The following is a 15,242-nucleotide window of genomic DNA, read 5'->3' as shown; positions in this document are numbered from 1 at the left end:
ATCGGACTCGCTCCACTGGATCATTTTCAGCATGCTGCCCGCACACAAAGAAACCCTAGAAACGCTCCTCACCGACGCGGTCAAGCAGGTCGCGCAAGCCACGCAGGGCGCGACTGAAGCGGCCTTCGTCGCGCCGACCATCGTGCTCGAACGACCGAAGGTCGCGGCGCATGGCGATGTCGCCTCGAACGTGGCGATGCAACTCGCCAAGCCGTTGCGCGCCAATCCGCGTCAGCTTGCGCAACAAATCGTCGATGCGCTACTCGGCAACGCAGCAGCCAAGGGGCTCGTGGAAGGTGCGGAAGTCGCGGGTCCGGGCTTCATCAATCTGCGACTCGCGGCAACGGCGAAGCAAGCCGTGATCCCGGCAGTGCTGTCCGAAGGCGCCGCATACGGCGACTCGCAGCGCGATGCAGGCAAGCAAGTGTTGATCGAATTCGTCTCCGCGAACCCGACCGGACCGCTGCACGTCGGTCATGGCCGTCAGGCCGCGCTCGGCGACGCGCTCTCGAACTTGCTCGGCACGCAAGGTTACGCGGTGCATCGCGAGTTCTATTACAACGACGCGGGCGTGCAGATCGGCAACCTCGCCATCTCGACGCAAGCGCGTGCGCGCGGCTTCAAGCCAGGCGACGCCGAGTGGCCGGAAGCGGCGTACAACGGCGAATACATTGCCGATATCGCGCGTGATTACCTGGCGGGCGCAACCGTCGCGGCGAAAGATGGCGAGCCGGTCAAGGGCGTGGGCGATGTCGAGAATCTCGAAGCCATCCGCAGCTTCGCGGTCGCTTATCTGCGTCACGAACAGGACATGGATCTGACCGCGTTCGGCGTGAAGTTCGATCAGTTCTATCTGGAGTCGTCGCTGTACAAGGAAGGACGCGTCGAGCAGACCGTCGAGGCGCTCGTGGCTGCCGGCAAGACCTATGAGCAAGAGGGCGCATTGTGGCTGCGCACCACCGACGACGGCGACGACAAAGACCGCGTCATGCGCAAGACCGACGGCACCTACACCTACTTCGTGCCGGACGTGGCGTATCACGTTGCCAAGTGGCAGCGCGGCTTCACCAAGGTCATCAACGTGCAGGGCTCGGACCACCACGGCACCATCGCGCGGGTTCGCGCTGGGCTGCAAGGGCTCGGCATTGGTATTCCGAAAGGCTACCCCGACTACGTGCTGCACAAGATGGTCACCGTCATGCGCGACGGCCAGGAAGTCAAGATCAGCAAGCGCGCCGGAAGCTACGTGACCGTGCGCGATCTGATCGAATGGTCGGGCGGCATGACGCCCGGCAACGAAGCCGCGCCCGATCAACTGGACGAAGACACCATCCGCCGCGGCCGCGACGCCGTGCGCTTCTTCCTCATTTCGCGCAAGGCAGATACCGAATTCGTCTTCGATATCGACCTGGCGCTCAAGCAGAACGACGAAAATCCGGTTTATTACGTGCAGTACGCCCACGCGCGCATCAGCACGATTCTCAACGACTGGAAGGAGCGCTACGGCGGCGATCTGGCCCAGGCCGCGCACGCCGATCTCGAGCCGCTGTCGAGCCCGCGCGCCATGGCATTGCTCAACAAGCTCGCCGAGTATCCGGAAATGCTCGCGCACGCCGCCGAAGAACTGGCGCCGCATGCCGTCGCTTTCTATTTGCGCGACCTCGCTGGCGAATTTCACTCGTTCTACAATGCGGAGCGCGTGCTCGTGGACGAACAAAAGGAACGCGACGCGCGCATCGCGCTGCTTGCCGCGACGCGTCAGGTGCTCGCCAACGGTCTCGCGACCATCGGCGTGTCGGCTCCCGAAAAGATGTAATGGTCAGAAGACGTCCGTCGCGCCGAAAACACGACTTTCGACGCGCGCGGACGGCTGCCTGGCGCGGACTTGGCTTTAAGCCACCGTTATAATCGTCGGCCAACTCGAAGACTTTTTGCAGGTGATTCATACGATGGCAAAACCACGTCGCACGTCGAAGCAGTCGCAGTCGAAGCAAACCGGGGGTACTTTTCTCGGCATCGTGCTGGGCCTGATCGTCGGGCTCGCGATCGCCGTGATCGTCGCGCTATATATCACCCGCGCGCCCACGCCGTTCGTGGCGAAGGTTGCGCCGCCGCCCTCCGACACCAGTTCCGCGCCCGCCGCGCAGCCTTACGATCCGAATCGTCCGCTGCAAGGCAAGACGCCTGGGCAGGCCGTGCCACAAGCCGCGCAACCCACGCCACCTAATACCGCGCCGGGCCAGAGCACCAATCAGACGCAATCGTCGGGCATGCTGGACGAACCGCAGATCGTCGAAGTGCCGCCTTCCGGTTCGGCCGCGTCCACGCCGAGGAACGGCAACGCCGCGAATCCGAAGACGCCCGACAACGCGACGAGTTCCGCCGCCGCCACGCCCAAGCCGAGCTCGACGACGGGCACGGCCAAGACCACGCCGCCCGCTCCTGGCGACGTCAACACGGGTTACTTCCTGCAGGTCGGCGCGTACAAGACTCAGGCCGACGCGGAACAGCAGCGCGCGCGGCTCGGCTTCCAGGGTTTCGAATCGAAGGTGACGCAGCGCGACGCGGGCGGCGTGACGTACTATCGCGTGCGCGTCGGCCCGTTCGCGAAGTTCGAGGACATGAACACGGCACGCCAGCGTCTGTCCGATGCAGGCGTCGATACCGCCGTCATCCGGTTCTCGAAGCAATGACGGGCGTGGCCCGCGTCGTAATCAACGCGATGCGGGCCAACTTTAAGCTCGGCTTAAGCGTCGTATGTCCCACTTATGGACCTTCTGTGCTTCCTCTCAAATCATGAAAAAACTGCTTAGCGCCCTCGCTCTTTCTTTCGGCATCGCGGCTCTTTCGCTGAGTGCGGCCAATGTCGCATCGGCGGCGCCCGTTTCGGGCAAGGACTATACGGTGCTTTCGGCGCCTCAACCGGTCGGCGCGCCCGCGGGCAAGGTCGAAGTCATCGAATTCTTCTGGTACGGCTGCCCGCATTGCAACGAATTCGAGCCGTACATCGAGACGTGGGAAAAGAAGCAAGGACCGGACGTCGTGTTCAAGCGCGTGCCGGTTGCCTTCCGCGACGACTTCATCCCGCACTCGAAGATGTATCACGCGCTCGTCGCGCTGGGCGTCGCGGAGAAGGTCACGCCGGCCGTGTTCAACGAGATCCACGTGAAGAAGAACTATCTGCTGACGCCCGAGGCGCAGGCGACCTTCCTTGCGACTCAGGGCATCGACAAGAAGAAGTACATGGACGCGTATAACTCGTTCTCGACGCAGAGCGACATCAAGCGCGACGCCAAGTTGCTGCAGGACTACAAGATCGACGGCGTGCCTACCGTCATCGTGCAGGGCAAGTACGTCACGGGTCCGGCCGCGACCAACAGTCTGCAAGGCACGACCGACGTGATGGACTTTCTCGTTCAGCAAGTTCGCGACAAGAAAATGTAATCGACACGGGCCGGCATGAACGCAGTTCGTCTCAAGGTTTTCCTGACCGGCGCGTCGAGTGGCATCGGCCTCGCTTTAGCCGAAGAGTATGTCAAGCGCGGGGCCGTACTCGGCCTCGTCGCCCGTCGCGTCGATTCCCTCGCGGCATTCGCCGCCCGCCATCCGCAAGCCTCCATCTCGATCTACCCCGCCGACGTGCGCAACGCGAACGCGCTTGCCGATGCCGCGCGCCGTTTCATCGAAGAACACGGTCCCGCCGATATCGTGATCGCCAATGCAGGCGTAAGCCGTGGCGCCCTCACCGGCCACGGCGATCTCGAAGCCTTCCGCGCCGTCATGGACACCAACTACTTCGGCATGGTGGCCACGTTCGAGCCGTTCATCGCGTCGATGACGGCGGCGCGAAGCGGCACGCTCGTCGGTATCGCGAGCGTCGCAGGCGTGCGCGGGCTGCCGGGATCGGGCGCCTACAGTGCGTCGAAATCGGCGGCGGCGAAGTATCTGGAAGCGTTGCGTGTGGAAATGCGGCCACAAGGCGTCGCGGTCGTGACCATCGCGCCGGGCTACGTGCGCTCGGAAATGACGGCGCACAATCCCTATTCCATGCCCTTTCTCATGGACGCGGACCGCTTCGCCGGCAAGGCCGCCGACGCCATCGCGCGCAAGGTGCGCTACGCGACCTTTCCATGGCAAATGCGCATTGCGGGCATGCTGCTGCATGTCATGCCGCGCTGGCTCTACGACTTCATCTTCGAACGCGCGCCACGCAAGCCGCGCGACGGCCAATAAAAAATCCGGCAACGCGCTCAACGCTGCCGGATTTTTTTTGCTTCGAACTTACTGGCCGATCAGAACGCCACGTAAGGCGAGCTTCCCTGCGGATCGTAGCCGACATACACGTGCCGTCCGTAGAAGAACGGCATGCCGAAGTCGAAGAAGCCCGTCATGCCCAACTGACCGCCGAGACTGTCGAATGCGTACTTCCCGCCGCCCGAGGTCAGCGTGCGCGCGCTTACGAGACTGAACGGCACGGTGGCGGTATTGCCCTCGCTGCCGGTGATCGTGGCCGACAACTGTTGCTCGGAACTCGGGCAATAGAACGAACTCGTGCTCGAACAGAGCGTGAAGCTGTCCTGGAAGAAGTTGCCGTTCGAGCCGGTATCGAAGAAGGTCTGATACGTCGTGCCCTTGTAGGAGCCCGTCAGATCGCCGAATTGGTCCGTGCCGTACTTCGTGACGCCCGAGAGCGAGTTATTGCTCTGCGTGCCGATGCCGAACACCAGCGTGCCGGCGGCACTCGCCGCGCCGTTGTCTGGAATGGGCGGCAACTGCACGATCACGCCGTTGTTGTCGGTCGGAAAGCGCATGACCGGGTTGACGACCTGCTGCGCGAGCGGCACCGCCGTGCCCGTGCAGTTCGTGCCGTTCTGGCAGGAGAAGTAAGTCGCGTTGAGCGCGGAACTCACGCAGGACGTGCCGCAGTCGTAGGTCGCGGGACCGACGCCGAGAATGCCGTTCGCGCCGATATCAGCGGTCGTCGCTTCGTCATTGCCGGACGGGCAGCCGTTCATGCCGGACGGCGCCGAGGTCGAAGCCAGATCGCCGATGATCTGCAACGGCACGTTGCTCGCGACTTCGGTACCGATACGCACATCCGCCTGACGCACCGTGCCCCACGTATAGCCATCCGCGAAACCGGCGCATTCGGCGAGCTGACCGCCGTTCCCCGCGCTCGTGACAGGCAGGCTGCCCAGTACCGACTGCGCCGCCGTGTTCAGGATACGCAGGCCGTAGGAAGCGGTATCGAGCTGAATGTTGTCGATGGTCTGACATACGTTCGTGCCCGGCGCGCATACCGTCACCGACACGTTCGGAATATTGACGAAGCCCGCCACACCCGCGTTGACGCTGATCGGCACGGCATTGGTGCCGTTGGCCGCAACGGGCTGCGCGTTCGCCGTGCTGGTGGAACCGCCGCCGCCAACCGAGCCGCCGGATGAACCGCCGCTCGAACCGCCGTTCGAGCTGGATTTGTTGTCGTCGCCGCCACCGCCGCATGCGGCGAGCGCGAACGCGAGGAACAGCGCGCCGAGCCAGCGCACGCAGTTGCGTGCGCTCGAAGAAGAGGAAGCGCCGAGGCCGAGTGTAGTTCTACGCATACTGGGTTCTCCCGTCGCTTACTGAATGTCGCTGGCGGATACGCCGGCGGGCAAGGATTGCGGCAGATAGGCGCTGCCGGCAAATGCACCCATGTGTCCGCCCGAGCGCACGACGAGACCCGAATCCTGCACGCTCACCTGACCGCGTGCGCCGCGCTCGACGCGTTGCGCGAGCAGGCCTTGCTGATACTGCGGGAAATAGCTGCCGAGCAGCGTGGCCAGGTCGGGCACACGCGGTCCGCGCCAGGCGATGCCGAACACCGTGCCTTCCGTGGACAAATACTCGTTGACGATGGTGCCGCTCGCAAGCGTGGTCGACCGGACCGTATAACTCGAAGCGCTGGCAGACGACGCGCCCGAGGCGCCCACGGCTGCGCGCACGACCGCATTCGTCGCCGTGGCGCCCGGTGGCGCGGTGAGCGGATCGCCGCCAAGCGCGGCCAATGCCGGTGCCGCGGCGCAGATGCCGAACGCTCCCGCTAGCAGAACGAAGTGTCTTTGCAGATGCCCAAGACGGGGTTGCTTCAGTGCCTTCACTGGGCCTCCTGATATTCGCTGTCCATGATGTTTGACGCCGCCGGCGCACTCGCAAGCGGCCGGCTCATGACGTTCCGGTGACGCAAGAACCGCCGATTTGCGCACCGCCAGGGTGCCGCACAACCGTCAGTATGCCAAAGTCCTCGGAATTGTCCGAACGTTCGCCAGCACGCGCCGTTTGCGTTTTGGCGAATTGGACCGGAAACAGTGCGATTCATTCACACGAATTTACGACGCGCGCGAAAAAACGCGACGCGCACTCTTCGTGCGCGCCGCGTCATTCGCGGGCGAGAAAGCCGCCGATGCAGGAGCTTAAAAACCCAGGCTCGCCAGCAGGTCGTCCACTTGCGACTGATCCTGCACGACATCGCTGCGGCCTTGCGGATTGATCTGCGGACCGTTGAGCAAGGCTTCCGGGCTGCCGCTCGAAGAGACGAGCGCCGCCGCCGATGCCGCGAACTGCTCGCGCCGCTCCGGTGCGATGTTTTCGAGCAGCACGCCAAGCAATTGCTGTTCGATGAGATACACGACATCCGTGATCTTGTTGATGACCTGTCCGGTCAAATCCTGGAAATCCTGCGCGAGCATGATTTCGAGCAGTTGCGCATTGGTCGCCTGCGTCTTCGCCGGAACGCTTTGCAGAAACGTGCGCGTATCCGCGAGCAATTCGCCCGCTTCGCCCTGTCCGAGCGGCGCGCCGTACCATTGCTCCCAGCGTGCATCGAGCGCCTGTGCTTCGTGCTGCATCGCTTCTTGCATCGGCTTCGCGAGTTCGATCGCGTTGAGCGCGCGCTCGGCAGCCTGCTCGGTCATCGTGGCGACGTACTTCAGGCGATCGCGTGCGTCCGGAACGGCAACGGCTGCCGCTTCCACCTGCTTATCGAGGCCGAGTTCGCGCATCGAGTCGCGCAGCGTGCGCGTCAGTTGCCCGATGCGGGCGAGAATCCGGTCAGTGGACTGATCGTTCTCGATCTCCGCCTGCATGAGCGGGGCGGCAAAATCAGTAGTCAGATCGTTCACGATCAGCTCCCCGCTTTGGCCATCTTCTCGAGAATCTTGCTGAGCTTCTCGTCGAGCGTGGCGGCCGTGAACGGCTTAACGACGTAACCATTCGCACCGGCTTGCGCCGCCGCGATGATGTTTTCCTTCTTCGATTCCGCCGTCACCATGAGTACCGGCAAATGCGAGAGGTTGGCGTCCGCGCGAATCTGCTGCAGCATGGCGAGGCCGTCGAGGTTCGGCATGTTCCAGTCGGAGATGACGAAGTCGAAGCCGCCGCCGCGCAGTCGCGCGAGACCGGCGGCGCCATCTTCGGCTTCATCGACGTTCGAATAGCCGAGTTCTTTCAGCAGATTGCGCACGATACGGCGCATCGTCGGAAAATCGTCGACGACGAGGATCTTCATGTTCTTGTCCATCACTACTCCCGGTTGTTTCAATGCGGCGCGACGCCGCGAATCCAAAGTGAAAAATCAGACGCGCTGCACGCGTTCGCCCATCGAGGCAAGCCGCGCCATGACGCGCCGGCTCATTTCGTTGAGCGGCGCGATTTCGCTCGCACCGCCCATTGCAATTGCTTCGCGCGGCATGCCGAACACCACGCAACTCGCTTCATCCTGCGCAAGCGTGTAAGCGCCCGCCTGCTGCATGTCGAGCAGGCCGGCCGCGCCGTCGCGGCCCATGCCGGTCAGGATCACGCCGATCGCGTTCTTGCCCGCGTGCTGCGCGGCCGAGCGGAACAGCACATCCACCGAGGGACGATGCCGGTTGACCGGCGGCGCGTCCGACAGATGCGCCACGTAGTTCGCTCCGCTGCGCGCGAGCACCAGATGCGCGTGGCCCGGCGCGATATACGCGTGGCCCGGCAAGACACGCTCGCCGTGTTCGGCTTCCTTCACCGTGATACGGCACAGTCCGTTCAGACGCTGCGCGAACGACTTCGTGAAGCCGGGCGGCATGTGTTGCGCGATCAGCACGGCGGGCGCATCGGGCGGCAGCGGCACGAGCACTTCGCGGATCGCTTCCGTTCCGCCCGTCGATGCCCCGACGATCACCAGCTTTTCCGTCGATACCAACGGGTTGTTCAAATGCGGCGCGGGCCGCACGGCCGCAGCCGACCCCGCGCTGGCGGGCGCGCTCGCCGCATGCGTCGTCTGCCGCACGCGAGCGCGCGAGGCCGCGCGAATCTTGTCGGCGAGCTTCTCCGCGTAATCGAGCATGCCGTCGCGGATGCCGACTTTCGGCTTCGTCACGAAATCCACCGCGCCGAGTTCCAGCGCGCGCAACGTGATTTCGTTGCCGCGCTCGGTCAGCGACGACACCATCACGACCGGCATCGGCCGCAGGCGCATCAGCTTTTCCAGGAAGTCGAGGCCGTCCATGCGCGGCATTTCGACATCCAGCGTCAGTACGTCCGGGTTATGCAGCTTGATGAGCTCACGTGCGACGAGCGGGTCGGGCGCGGTCGCGCACACGTGCATGTCGGGCTGCGAGTTGATGATCTCGGTCATCAGGCTGCGCACCAGCGCCGAATCGTCGACGCACAGTACGTTGATCTTCGGCGTCGCCGGCTTGTTGTTCGCGTTGACGATACTCATGCTTCCTCCGCCGCTCTGGTGCTGCGCGGCGCACGCGCCAGGCCGCTGCTGAAAAGCTCGGCCCGGGGCTTTGCGCCCGCCGCACTCGATGCGCCGAACAGTTCCACGCGCGGCTTGCCCGTGGCGCCCGCCGCACCCGGCTTCGTGTTGAATAACTCGACCCGCGAGCGTGCCTTTGCGAGCCGCTCCGCGCGTTCTTCCGGCGTGCGTTGCACGAGCGCCTGCTCGCGTTCCACCACCACCGGCTCGTGCGCGGCCTTCAGTTTCTTGACCATCACTTGTCCCGAGCGCGGCATGAACGCCACCTTGCGCGGATGCATGCCCTGCAAATCCTCGGCGACGATACGAATCTTTTCCAGCGCGAGATAACGCCGCACGAACTCCGAATTACGATCGCCGATATTGATGGTCGTCATGCCCGCGAGCACCGCGCCGCCGCCGAACACCTTTGCTTCGAAACGCTCACGCCGTCCGCCGCGCTTGATGAGTTCGTTGATCAGCACTTCCATTGCATAGGCGCCGTAGCGCATCGAATCGGACGCCGCCGCCGACGCATCCGAACCGTCGTCGGGCAACATGAAATGATTCATCCCGCCAATGCCCGCCGTGCGATCGTTGATGCACGCCGCCACGCACGAGCCGAGCACGGTCACGAGCACCATGTCTTCGCTCGTCATGTAAAACTCGTTCGGCAGGAGCTTCACGCCCGGCTTCTGAAAGTGATTGTCGAAATACAGATTCGACGCGATCGGCAGGCCGCTCATGCCACTTCTCCCGCCAGCGCCTTCGTCTGTTTCGCCGCGCCCGCGTTCTTCATGTCGCGCGTCAGTTCATACACGGTCTGGCCGCGCAGACGGAACGCCTGCGACACGTACGTGAAGTTTTCCGAGTGTCCCGCGAACAGCAGGCCGCCCGGCTTCATCAGCGGATCGAAGCGCGACAGCACGTGCGATTGCGTCGGCTTGTCGAAGTAGATCATCACGTTGCGGCAGAAGATCGCGTCGAACGGACCCTTGATGTCGTAGCGCGCATCCGTCAGATTCACGCGGCCGAAGTTCACCATCGCGCGCAGCTCGGGACGAACCTTCACGAGGCCCGCATGCGCGCCTGTGCCCTTCAGGAAGAAACGCTTGAGGCGGTCCGCCGGCAGCGTCTTCACCTGATCGAGCGAATACACGCCGGCGTCGGCCTTGGCGAGCACCTGGCTGTCGATATCGCTTGCGAACACCGTGCACTGGCGCGCGGCGTGATCGCCGAGCGCTTCGACGAGCGTCATCGCGATCGAGTAAGGCTCTTCACCCGTCGATGCCGCCGAGCACCACACCGACACCGGTTGCTGCCGGCGCTTGGCGAAGTCCGCGAGAATCGGAAAGTGATGCGATTCCCGGAAAAACGCGGTGAGGTTCGTGGTCAGCGCATTGACGAAGGCTTCCCATTCGTTGCTGTCTTCGTTGGCTTCCAGCCGGTCCAGATACAGCTTGAACGTGTCGATGCCGCATGCGCGCAGACGGCGGGCGAGACGGCTGTACGCCATGTCGCGCTTGTGGTCGGAGAGCGAAATGCCCGCGCGGCGATGGATCAGTCCGCGAATGCGAGCGAAGTCCGCTGCCGTGAATTCGAAGTCGCGTTCGACTTCGGAGCCGCGCGTGCCGGCGGCCGGGTCGATGCGTGCGTTGCGCGTTGCCGTCATGATGCTTCGTGCTTCCCTGGCGTCTTCTTCGGCGACGCGCGCCGTTGTGTCGTTGAATGCGATCTTGCGTGGCTTTGTCGTCGCTGTTCTCCGCGAACGGAGCTCATGTCGAAAGCCTGCATGGTCGCTGCTGTTTGCAAACCCGGCTTAGAAGGTTTCCCAGTCGCCGTCGTCCGCAGTCGCCGCCTTGGCGCGCGGTGCGCTCACGGCGGCTTTCGCTGCCATACGCGGCGCGGGCTTCTTCGCTGGCTGTTGCGCTTCGCTTGCCGTTACCTTGATAACGGCCGGTTCGCGCGCGACGTTAGCCTCGTGCGAAACTTTTGTGGGTTCGGCGCGCTTGAACGTCTTCGCCTTCGAGACGGCAGCCTTCGGCGCCACGCGTGTAGCGGGCGCGGCAACGGTCTTGGTGCCTGCTTCGATGCGCCATTGGCCGACCACGTCCTTCAGTTGCCGCGTCTGCTCTTCGAGCGATGCCGCGGCTGCCGCCGCTTCCTCGACGAGGGCCGCGTTCTGTTGCGTGACGCTGTCCATCTGCGTGACGGCGCGATTCACCTGCTCGATGCCATCGGACTGTTCTTCCGATGCCGCGCTGATCTCGCCCATGATGTCGGTCACGCGGCGCACCGCCTGCACGATCTCGCCCATGGTTTCACCGGCGCGCGTGACGAGTTCGGAGCCGCTTTGCACCTTGCCGGCCGAGTCGCCGATCAGCGCCTTGATTTCCTTCGCCGCCGCCGCGCTGCGTTGTGCAAGCGAGCGCACTTCGCCCGCCACGACCGCGAAGCCGCGTCCTTCCTCGCCTGCACGCGCCGCTTCCACGGCCGCGTTCAACGCGAGAATGTTGGTCTGGAACGCGATGCCTTCGATCACGCCGATGATGTCCACGACCTTGCTCGAACTCGATGCAATCGCGTTCATCGTATCGACGACCTGCTCGACGACCTGGCCGCCGCGCGACGCGATATCCGACGCGTTCACCGCAAGCTGGCTCGCCTGACGCGCGTTGTCCGCGTTCTGCTTGACCGTGCTCGTCAACTCTTCCATGCTCGACGCCGTTTCCTGCAGCGACGCCGCCTGTTCTTCCGTGCGTTGCGAGAGGTCCGTGTTGCCGCTCGAAATTTCATGCGCGCCGACATCGATCGATTCCGCGCCGCGATGCACCGCACCGACCATATGCGTCAGGTCCGTTCGCATGCGTTCGATGCCCGCGAACAGACGCCCGATCTCGTTCGTGCTGTCGGTATGCGCCGACTTCGTGAGATCGCCGCGCGAGATGCGGTCGAAGTGATCGACGGCGTCGTTGATCGGCTGCACGATAAGGCCGCGCAACGCGATGCGCGTCCCGATGAGAATGAGCACCGACAACGCGAGCAGCGCGCCGATGGTCAGGCTAAGCGTCGAGATGTGCGACGCCGTGTTCGAGCGCGATTCTTCCGCGTGCTTCTGCTGGAACGCCACCGCCGCGACTACCGCCTGATCGAAGGACACGAACATCGGGCTGATCTTCGTATCCGCGATGGCGTGATACGCGGCCATGTCGTTCGCGCGGATCGCGGTGAATTCCGGCTCGACGCCCGTCTTCACGAGCGTGTCGTGCTGCGCCACGAGCTCATCGAGCGTGGTCTTCGGCAGCATCGGCTTATGGGTGTCGAGATAGAGCTTCCAGTTCTCGTTGCTCTTGTCGAGCAGATACTGGCCGCGGTCCAGCGCTTTCTTCGCTTCCGCGTCGTTGCCCGCTTCGGCGAGCGAACGCACGCGGTCGAGCGTGATGCGCGAGCGCAGCAGATACGACGAGGTCTCCGCGAGCGCGCGCATCGCGACCATGTCTTCCTGCGCGAGCGACGTGAGCGAATGGCTCGCCGAGTTCAGGCCGACGAGCGACAGCGCGCCGATCACGGCCGCGCAACTGACGAATAGCAGTCCGACGAGCGTGAGCATCGTGCGGATCGACAACTTCTTGAACATGTCTTTCTTCCCTGAGCCCGCGCTTCGGTACACGAACGCGGTTGTTTTAAGCGGCAACCGAGTCGATCAATTCCATCTCGCGGCTCGTCATGAGCTTCTCGATGTCCATCAGAATCAGCATGCGGCCATCCACGGTGCCTAAGCCCGTGAGATATTCGGAGGTCAGCGTCGCGCCGAATTCGGGCGCGGGCATCACTTGCTCTTGCGTGAGCGTGAGGACGTCCGAGACGCCGTCGACCACCATGCCGACCACGCGATGCGCGACGTTCAGAATGATCACGACCGTCTGGTTGTCGTACTCGACGCGACCCAGATTGAACTTGATGCGCATGTCCACGATCGGCACGATGATGCCGCGCAGATTGATCACGCCCTTGATGAACGAAGGCGCATTGGCAATGCGCGTCACGTTGTCGTAACCGCGAATCTCCTGCACCTTCAGGATGTCGATGCCGTACTCTTCGGCGCCGAGCGTGAACACCAGAAACTCTTGTCCGGCGGCTTCCGCGTGTTGCGCGTCGCGACGCGAAGACGTCGCGGAATGGATGTTTTGAATGTCTGCCACGGTAACTCCTTCGATGCGGGTGTTAATGAGCGTGCGCGCTGTGCTGCACACGCGATTCGCGGTTGAGCGCGGCCACGTCGACGATCAGCGCGACGCTGCCATCGCCCAGAATGGTCGCGGCTGAAATGCCGTGCACCTTGCGATAATTGGTTTCGAGATTCTTCACGACCACTTGCTGCTGGCCGACGAGTTCGTCGATCAGCATGGCGAAGCGCCGGCCTTCGGTCTGCATGATGGTGACGATGCCTTGCGTGGGCTCGGTGCGCGCGTTCTCCACGTCGAACACGGCATGCAGCGCCACGAGCGGCAGATACTCACCGCGCACGCGCACCACGCGCTCGCCGTTGGCGACCGTGTAGATGTCTTCGGCCACCGGCTGAAGCGACTCCATCACGAAATTGAGCGGCAGAATGAAGATTTCGCTGCCGACCTTCACCGACATGCCGTCGAGAATCGCGAGCGTGAGCGGCAGCACGATCTTGGTGGTCGTGCCCGCGCCTTCACGCGACTTGATTTCGACGTGGCCGCCCATCGACTGGATGTTGCGCTTGACCACGTCCATGCCCACGCCGCGGCCGGAAATGTCCGTCACCTGTTCGGCGGTCGAGAAGCCCGGCATGAAGATGAGCTGCCACACTTCCTCGTCGCTCATCGACTCGGAAACCTGCATGCCCTGCTTCTGCGCCTTCGCGAGAATCTTGTCGCGGCGCAGGCCCGCGCCGTCGTCGCTGACTTCGATCACGATGTTGCCGCCGTGATGCGCCGCCGACAACACGAGCTGGCCGGTCGTCGACTTGCCCGCCGCGCGACGCGCTTCCACGGTTTCGATGCCGTGATCGAGCGAGTTGCGCACGAGGTGCGTGAGCGGATCGATGATGCGTTCGATCAGGCTCTTGTCCAGTTCGGTCGCCTGACCGAACGTGACGAGTTCCACGTCCTTGCCGAGCTTGCCCGCGATATCGCGCACGAGCCGGGGGAAGCGGCTGAATACGTAATCCATCGGCATCATGCGGATGGACATGACGGCTTCTTGCAGATCGCGCGCATTGCGTTCGAGCTGCGCCATGCCGTTGAAAAGACGGTCGTGCAATGCAGGATCGAACGTGCTCGTCGTTTCCGCGAGCATCGCCTGCGTGATGACCAGTTCGCCCACCAGGTTGATGAGCTGATCGACCTTCTCCACGCCGACGCGAATCGAGCTGCCTTCCGCCGATGCGGCCGCTGCCGGACGCGCCTTTTTATCGGCATCGTTCGTATTGGCGTTGGCCGGTTTCTGTGACGGTTGGGCGGCAGTCTCCGGGACCGCCGCCGTCGCCGCTTGTTGTTTTTGTTGCGCCGTGGATGCAGACGCGTCAAGCGCCTGCGATGCGTCCGGCTGTTGCTGTAGCGCGTGATGCGCCGCCGTTGCCGGCGGTACTTCGACGGATGCGGCCGGCGACTGCGCCGACTGATCCGCCGCATTGCCACGGCCGATTCCGATCTGCGATTCATCGATCACGAAGCAGCACACGGCCACGATGTCGTCGGCGCTCACGTCCGACTCGAGCCAAAGCACGAGTTCGGCGTCAGTCTTCTTTTCTCCGACGATACTTCCCAGGTTACCCAGCTCCTCGGTCAAAGTCGCCAGGTCCTTCTCGCCCACCCCCCGTAGCGTAATTTTCAGGTGGGGTCCTGCTTCCGCTGCCGATGCTGCCGCAGCGGTTCCTGCAATCGGTGCGCCGTCCGTGACTTCGAACGCGCCGTCCCACGTGCCGTCGTCCTCGATCGCTTCCGCAGCCTGCGCGATGACATGCGCGGGCGGAGCGTTCGGGCCTTCGTAGGCGGGTTCGTGTTGTTGCGCCTTCTCGATGACGGCGGCGGCTTCTTCTATCACCGGTGCCGCCGGCGCTTCCGGGTCTTCGTGCTTCAGACGCTCGAGCTTCGCGCAGATCGCGGCCGCCGCGGCCGCATCCGGCTCGGCGCTCGCGCGATACGCGGCGAGCTGGTCCGAGAGCACGTCCTTCGTCGCGAGGAAGGTATCGATCATGTCGCGGCGCAGAACGAGTTCATTGTTGCGCGCGCGGTCCAGAAGCGATTCGAGGATGTGCGTCGTTTCCGTGAGCGCCGTGAAGCCGAAGGTCGCCGCGCCGCCCTTGATCGAATGCGCCGCGCGAAAGATCGCCGCGAGGTCTTCCGGATCGGGATTCGCAATGTCCAGAACGAGCAGCAGCTGCTCCATCTGCGCGAGCAGTTCGTCTGCTTCGTCGAAGAAGGTCTGATAGAACTGGGTAATGTCGAGTGTCATG

14 protein-coding genes are annotated in these 15,242 nt (G+C 63.6%); 4 read left to right on the top strand and 10 right to left on the bottom strand.

Annotation, left to right across the window (positions count from 1 at the left end; all coding sequences use genetic code 11):
• The first annotated feature begins 31 nt into the window (after positions 1–31).
• The 4 genes from argS to NCT04_RS01045 all read left to right on the top strand — a co-directional run bounded on the left by argS (position 32) and on the right by NCT04_RS01045 (position 4,233).
• Positions 32–1,816: an arginine--tRNA ligase gene (gene argS / locus NCT04_RS01060; protein ID WP_250462720.1), complete on the top strand. Its 1,785-nt coding sequence runs from the start codon at positions 32–34 to the stop codon at positions 1,814–1,816.
• Between the two features lie 133 nt (positions 1,817–1,949).
• Entirely contained in the window at positions 1,950–2,693 is a 744-nt protein-coding gene (locus NCT04_RS01055) for an SPOR domain-containing protein (RefSeq protein ID WP_244826826.1), read from the top strand.
• Between the two features lie 103 nt (positions 2,694–2,796).
• On the top strand, positions 2,797–3,444 hold the full coding sequence (locus tag NCT04_RS01050; RefSeq protein WP_244826825.1) for a thiol:disulfide interchange protein DsbA/DsbL: 648 nt from the start codon (positions 2,797–2,799) through the stop codon (positions 3,442–3,444).
• A gap of 15 nt (positions 3,445–3,459) precedes the next feature.
• The gene (locus NCT04_RS01045; protein ID WP_250462717.1) at positions 3,460–4,233 is read left to right on the top strand and encodes an SDR family oxidoreductase; all 774 of its coding nucleotides are present in this window, start codon (positions 3,460–3,462) and stop codon (positions 4,231–4,233) included.
• Between the two features lie 59 nt (positions 4,234–4,292).
• Here NCT04_RS01045 and NCT04_RS01040 read toward each other — a convergent pair whose 3' ends face one another.
• From NCT04_RS01040 to cheA, 10 genes are all read right to left on the bottom strand, one after another.
• Entirely contained in the window at positions 4,293–5,603 is a 1,311-nt protein-coding gene (locus tag NCT04_RS01040; protein ID WP_250462714.1) for a DUF3443 domain-containing protein, read from the bottom strand.
• Positions 5,604–5,621: 18 nt separating this feature from the next.
• Positions 5,622–6,131, bottom strand: a complete 510-nt coding sequence (locus NCT04_RS01035) for a DUF2844 domain-containing protein (RefSeq protein ID WP_502799706.1) — start codon at positions 6,129–6,131, stop codon at positions 5,622–5,624.
• Positions 6,132–6,452: 321 nt separating this feature from the next.
• The gene (cheZ, locus tag NCT04_RS01030) at positions 6,453–7,124 is read right to left on the bottom strand and encodes a protein phosphatase CheZ (protein ID WP_244827944.1); all 672 of its coding nucleotides are present in this window, start codon (positions 7,122–7,124) and stop codon (positions 6,453–6,455) included.
• 38 nt (positions 7,125–7,162) lie between these two features.
• Positions 7,163–7,558 (bottom strand): chemotaxis response regulator CheY, encoded by a 396-nt coding sequence (gene cheY, locus NCT04_RS01025; protein WP_244826821.1) that lies wholly within the window; start codon positions 7,556–7,558, stop codon positions 7,163–7,165.
• 54 nt (positions 7,559–7,612) lie between these two features.
• Entirely contained in the window at positions 7,613–8,737 is a 1,125-nt protein-coding gene (locus tag NCT04_RS01020) for a protein-glutamate methylesterase/protein-glutamine glutaminase (protein ID WP_244826820.1), read from the bottom strand.
• Positions 8,734–9,501, bottom strand: a complete 768-nt coding sequence (gene cheD, locus NCT04_RS01015; RefSeq protein ID WP_244826819.1) for a chemoreceptor glutamine deamidase CheD — start codon at positions 9,499–9,501, stop codon at positions 8,734–8,736. The genes NCT04_RS01020 and cheD overlap by 4 nt, the downstream gene beginning before the upstream one ends.
• Positions 9,498–10,427 (bottom strand): CheR family methyltransferase, encoded by a 930-nt coding sequence (locus NCT04_RS01010; RefSeq protein WP_244826818.1) that lies wholly within the window; start codon positions 10,425–10,427, stop codon positions 9,498–9,500. The genes cheD and NCT04_RS01010 overlap by 4 nt, the downstream gene beginning before the upstream one ends.
• 147 nt (positions 10,428–10,574) lie before the next feature.
• Positions 10,575–12,392: a methyl-accepting chemotaxis protein gene (locus tag NCT04_RS01005; RefSeq protein WP_250462708.1), complete on the bottom strand. Its 1,818-nt coding sequence runs from the start codon at positions 12,390–12,392 to the stop codon at positions 10,575–10,577.
• Positions 12,393–12,438: 46 nt separating this feature from the next.
• Positions 12,439–12,957, bottom strand: a complete 519-nt coding sequence (gene cheW / locus NCT04_RS01000) for a chemotaxis protein CheW (RefSeq protein WP_244826816.1) — start codon at positions 12,955–12,957, stop codon at positions 12,439–12,441.
• Between the two features lie 22 nt (positions 12,958–12,979).
• Positions 12,980–15,241 (bottom strand): chemotaxis protein CheA, encoded by a 2,262-nt coding sequence (gene cheA / locus NCT04_RS00995; RefSeq protein ID WP_250462705.1) that lies wholly within the window; start codon positions 15,239–15,241, stop codon positions 12,980–12,982.
• Position 15,242 lies beyond the last annotated feature (1 nt).

Origin of the sequence: Caballeronia sp. GAFFF2 (assembly GCF_023631485.1) — a bacterium.
Classification (GTDB): domain Bacteria; phylum Pseudomonadota; class Gammaproteobacteria; order Burkholderiales; family Burkholderiaceae; genus Caballeronia.
This window is presented reverse-complemented; position numbering and strand designations above follow the sequence as displayed.

Coding starts and splice junctions, on each gene's coding strand:
- NCT04_RS01010 (WP_244826818.1), bottom strand. CDS start 10,427: ATGACGGCAACGCGCAACGCACGCATCGACCCGGCCGCCGGCACGCGC.
- cheD (WP_244826819.1), bottom strand. CDS start 9,501: ATGAGCGGCCTGCCGATCGCGTCGAATCTGTATTTCGACAATCACTTT.
- cheA (WP_250462705.1), bottom strand. CDS start 15,241: ATGACACTCGACATTACCCAGTTCTATCAGACCTTCTTCGACGAAGCA.
- NCT04_RS01020 (WP_244826820.1), bottom strand. CDS start 8,737: ATGAGTATCGTCAACGCGAACAACAAGCCGGCGACGCCGAAGATCAAC.
- NCT04_RS01005 (WP_250462708.1), bottom strand. CDS start 12,392: ATGTTCAAGAAGTTGTCGATCCGCACGATGCTCACGCTCGTCGGACTG.
- NCT04_RS01050 (WP_244826825.1), top strand. CDS start 2,797: ATGAAAAAACTGCTTAGCGCCCTCGCTCTTTCTTTCGGCATCGCGGCT.
- cheY (WP_244826821.1), bottom strand. CDS start 7,558: ATGGACAAGAACATGAAGATCCTCGTCGTCGACGATTTTCCGACGATG.
- argS (WP_250462720.1), top strand. CDS start 32: ATGCTGCCCGCACACAAAGAAACCCTAGAAACGCTCCTCACCGACGCG.
- NCT04_RS01055 (WP_244826826.1), top strand. CDS start 1,950: ATGGCAAAACCACGTCGCACGTCGAAGCAGTCGCAGTCGAAGCAAACC.
- NCT04_RS01040 (WP_250462714.1), bottom strand. CDS start 5,603: ATGCGTAGAACTACACTCGGCCTCGGCGCTTCCTCTTCTTCGAGCGCA.
- cheZ (WP_244827944.1), bottom strand. CDS start 7,124: ATGCAGGCGGAGATCGAGAACGATCAGTCCACTGACCGGATTCTCGCC.
- NCT04_RS01045 (WP_250462717.1), top strand. CDS start 3,460: ATGAACGCAGTTCGTCTCAAGGTTTTCCTGACCGGCGCGTCGAGTGGC.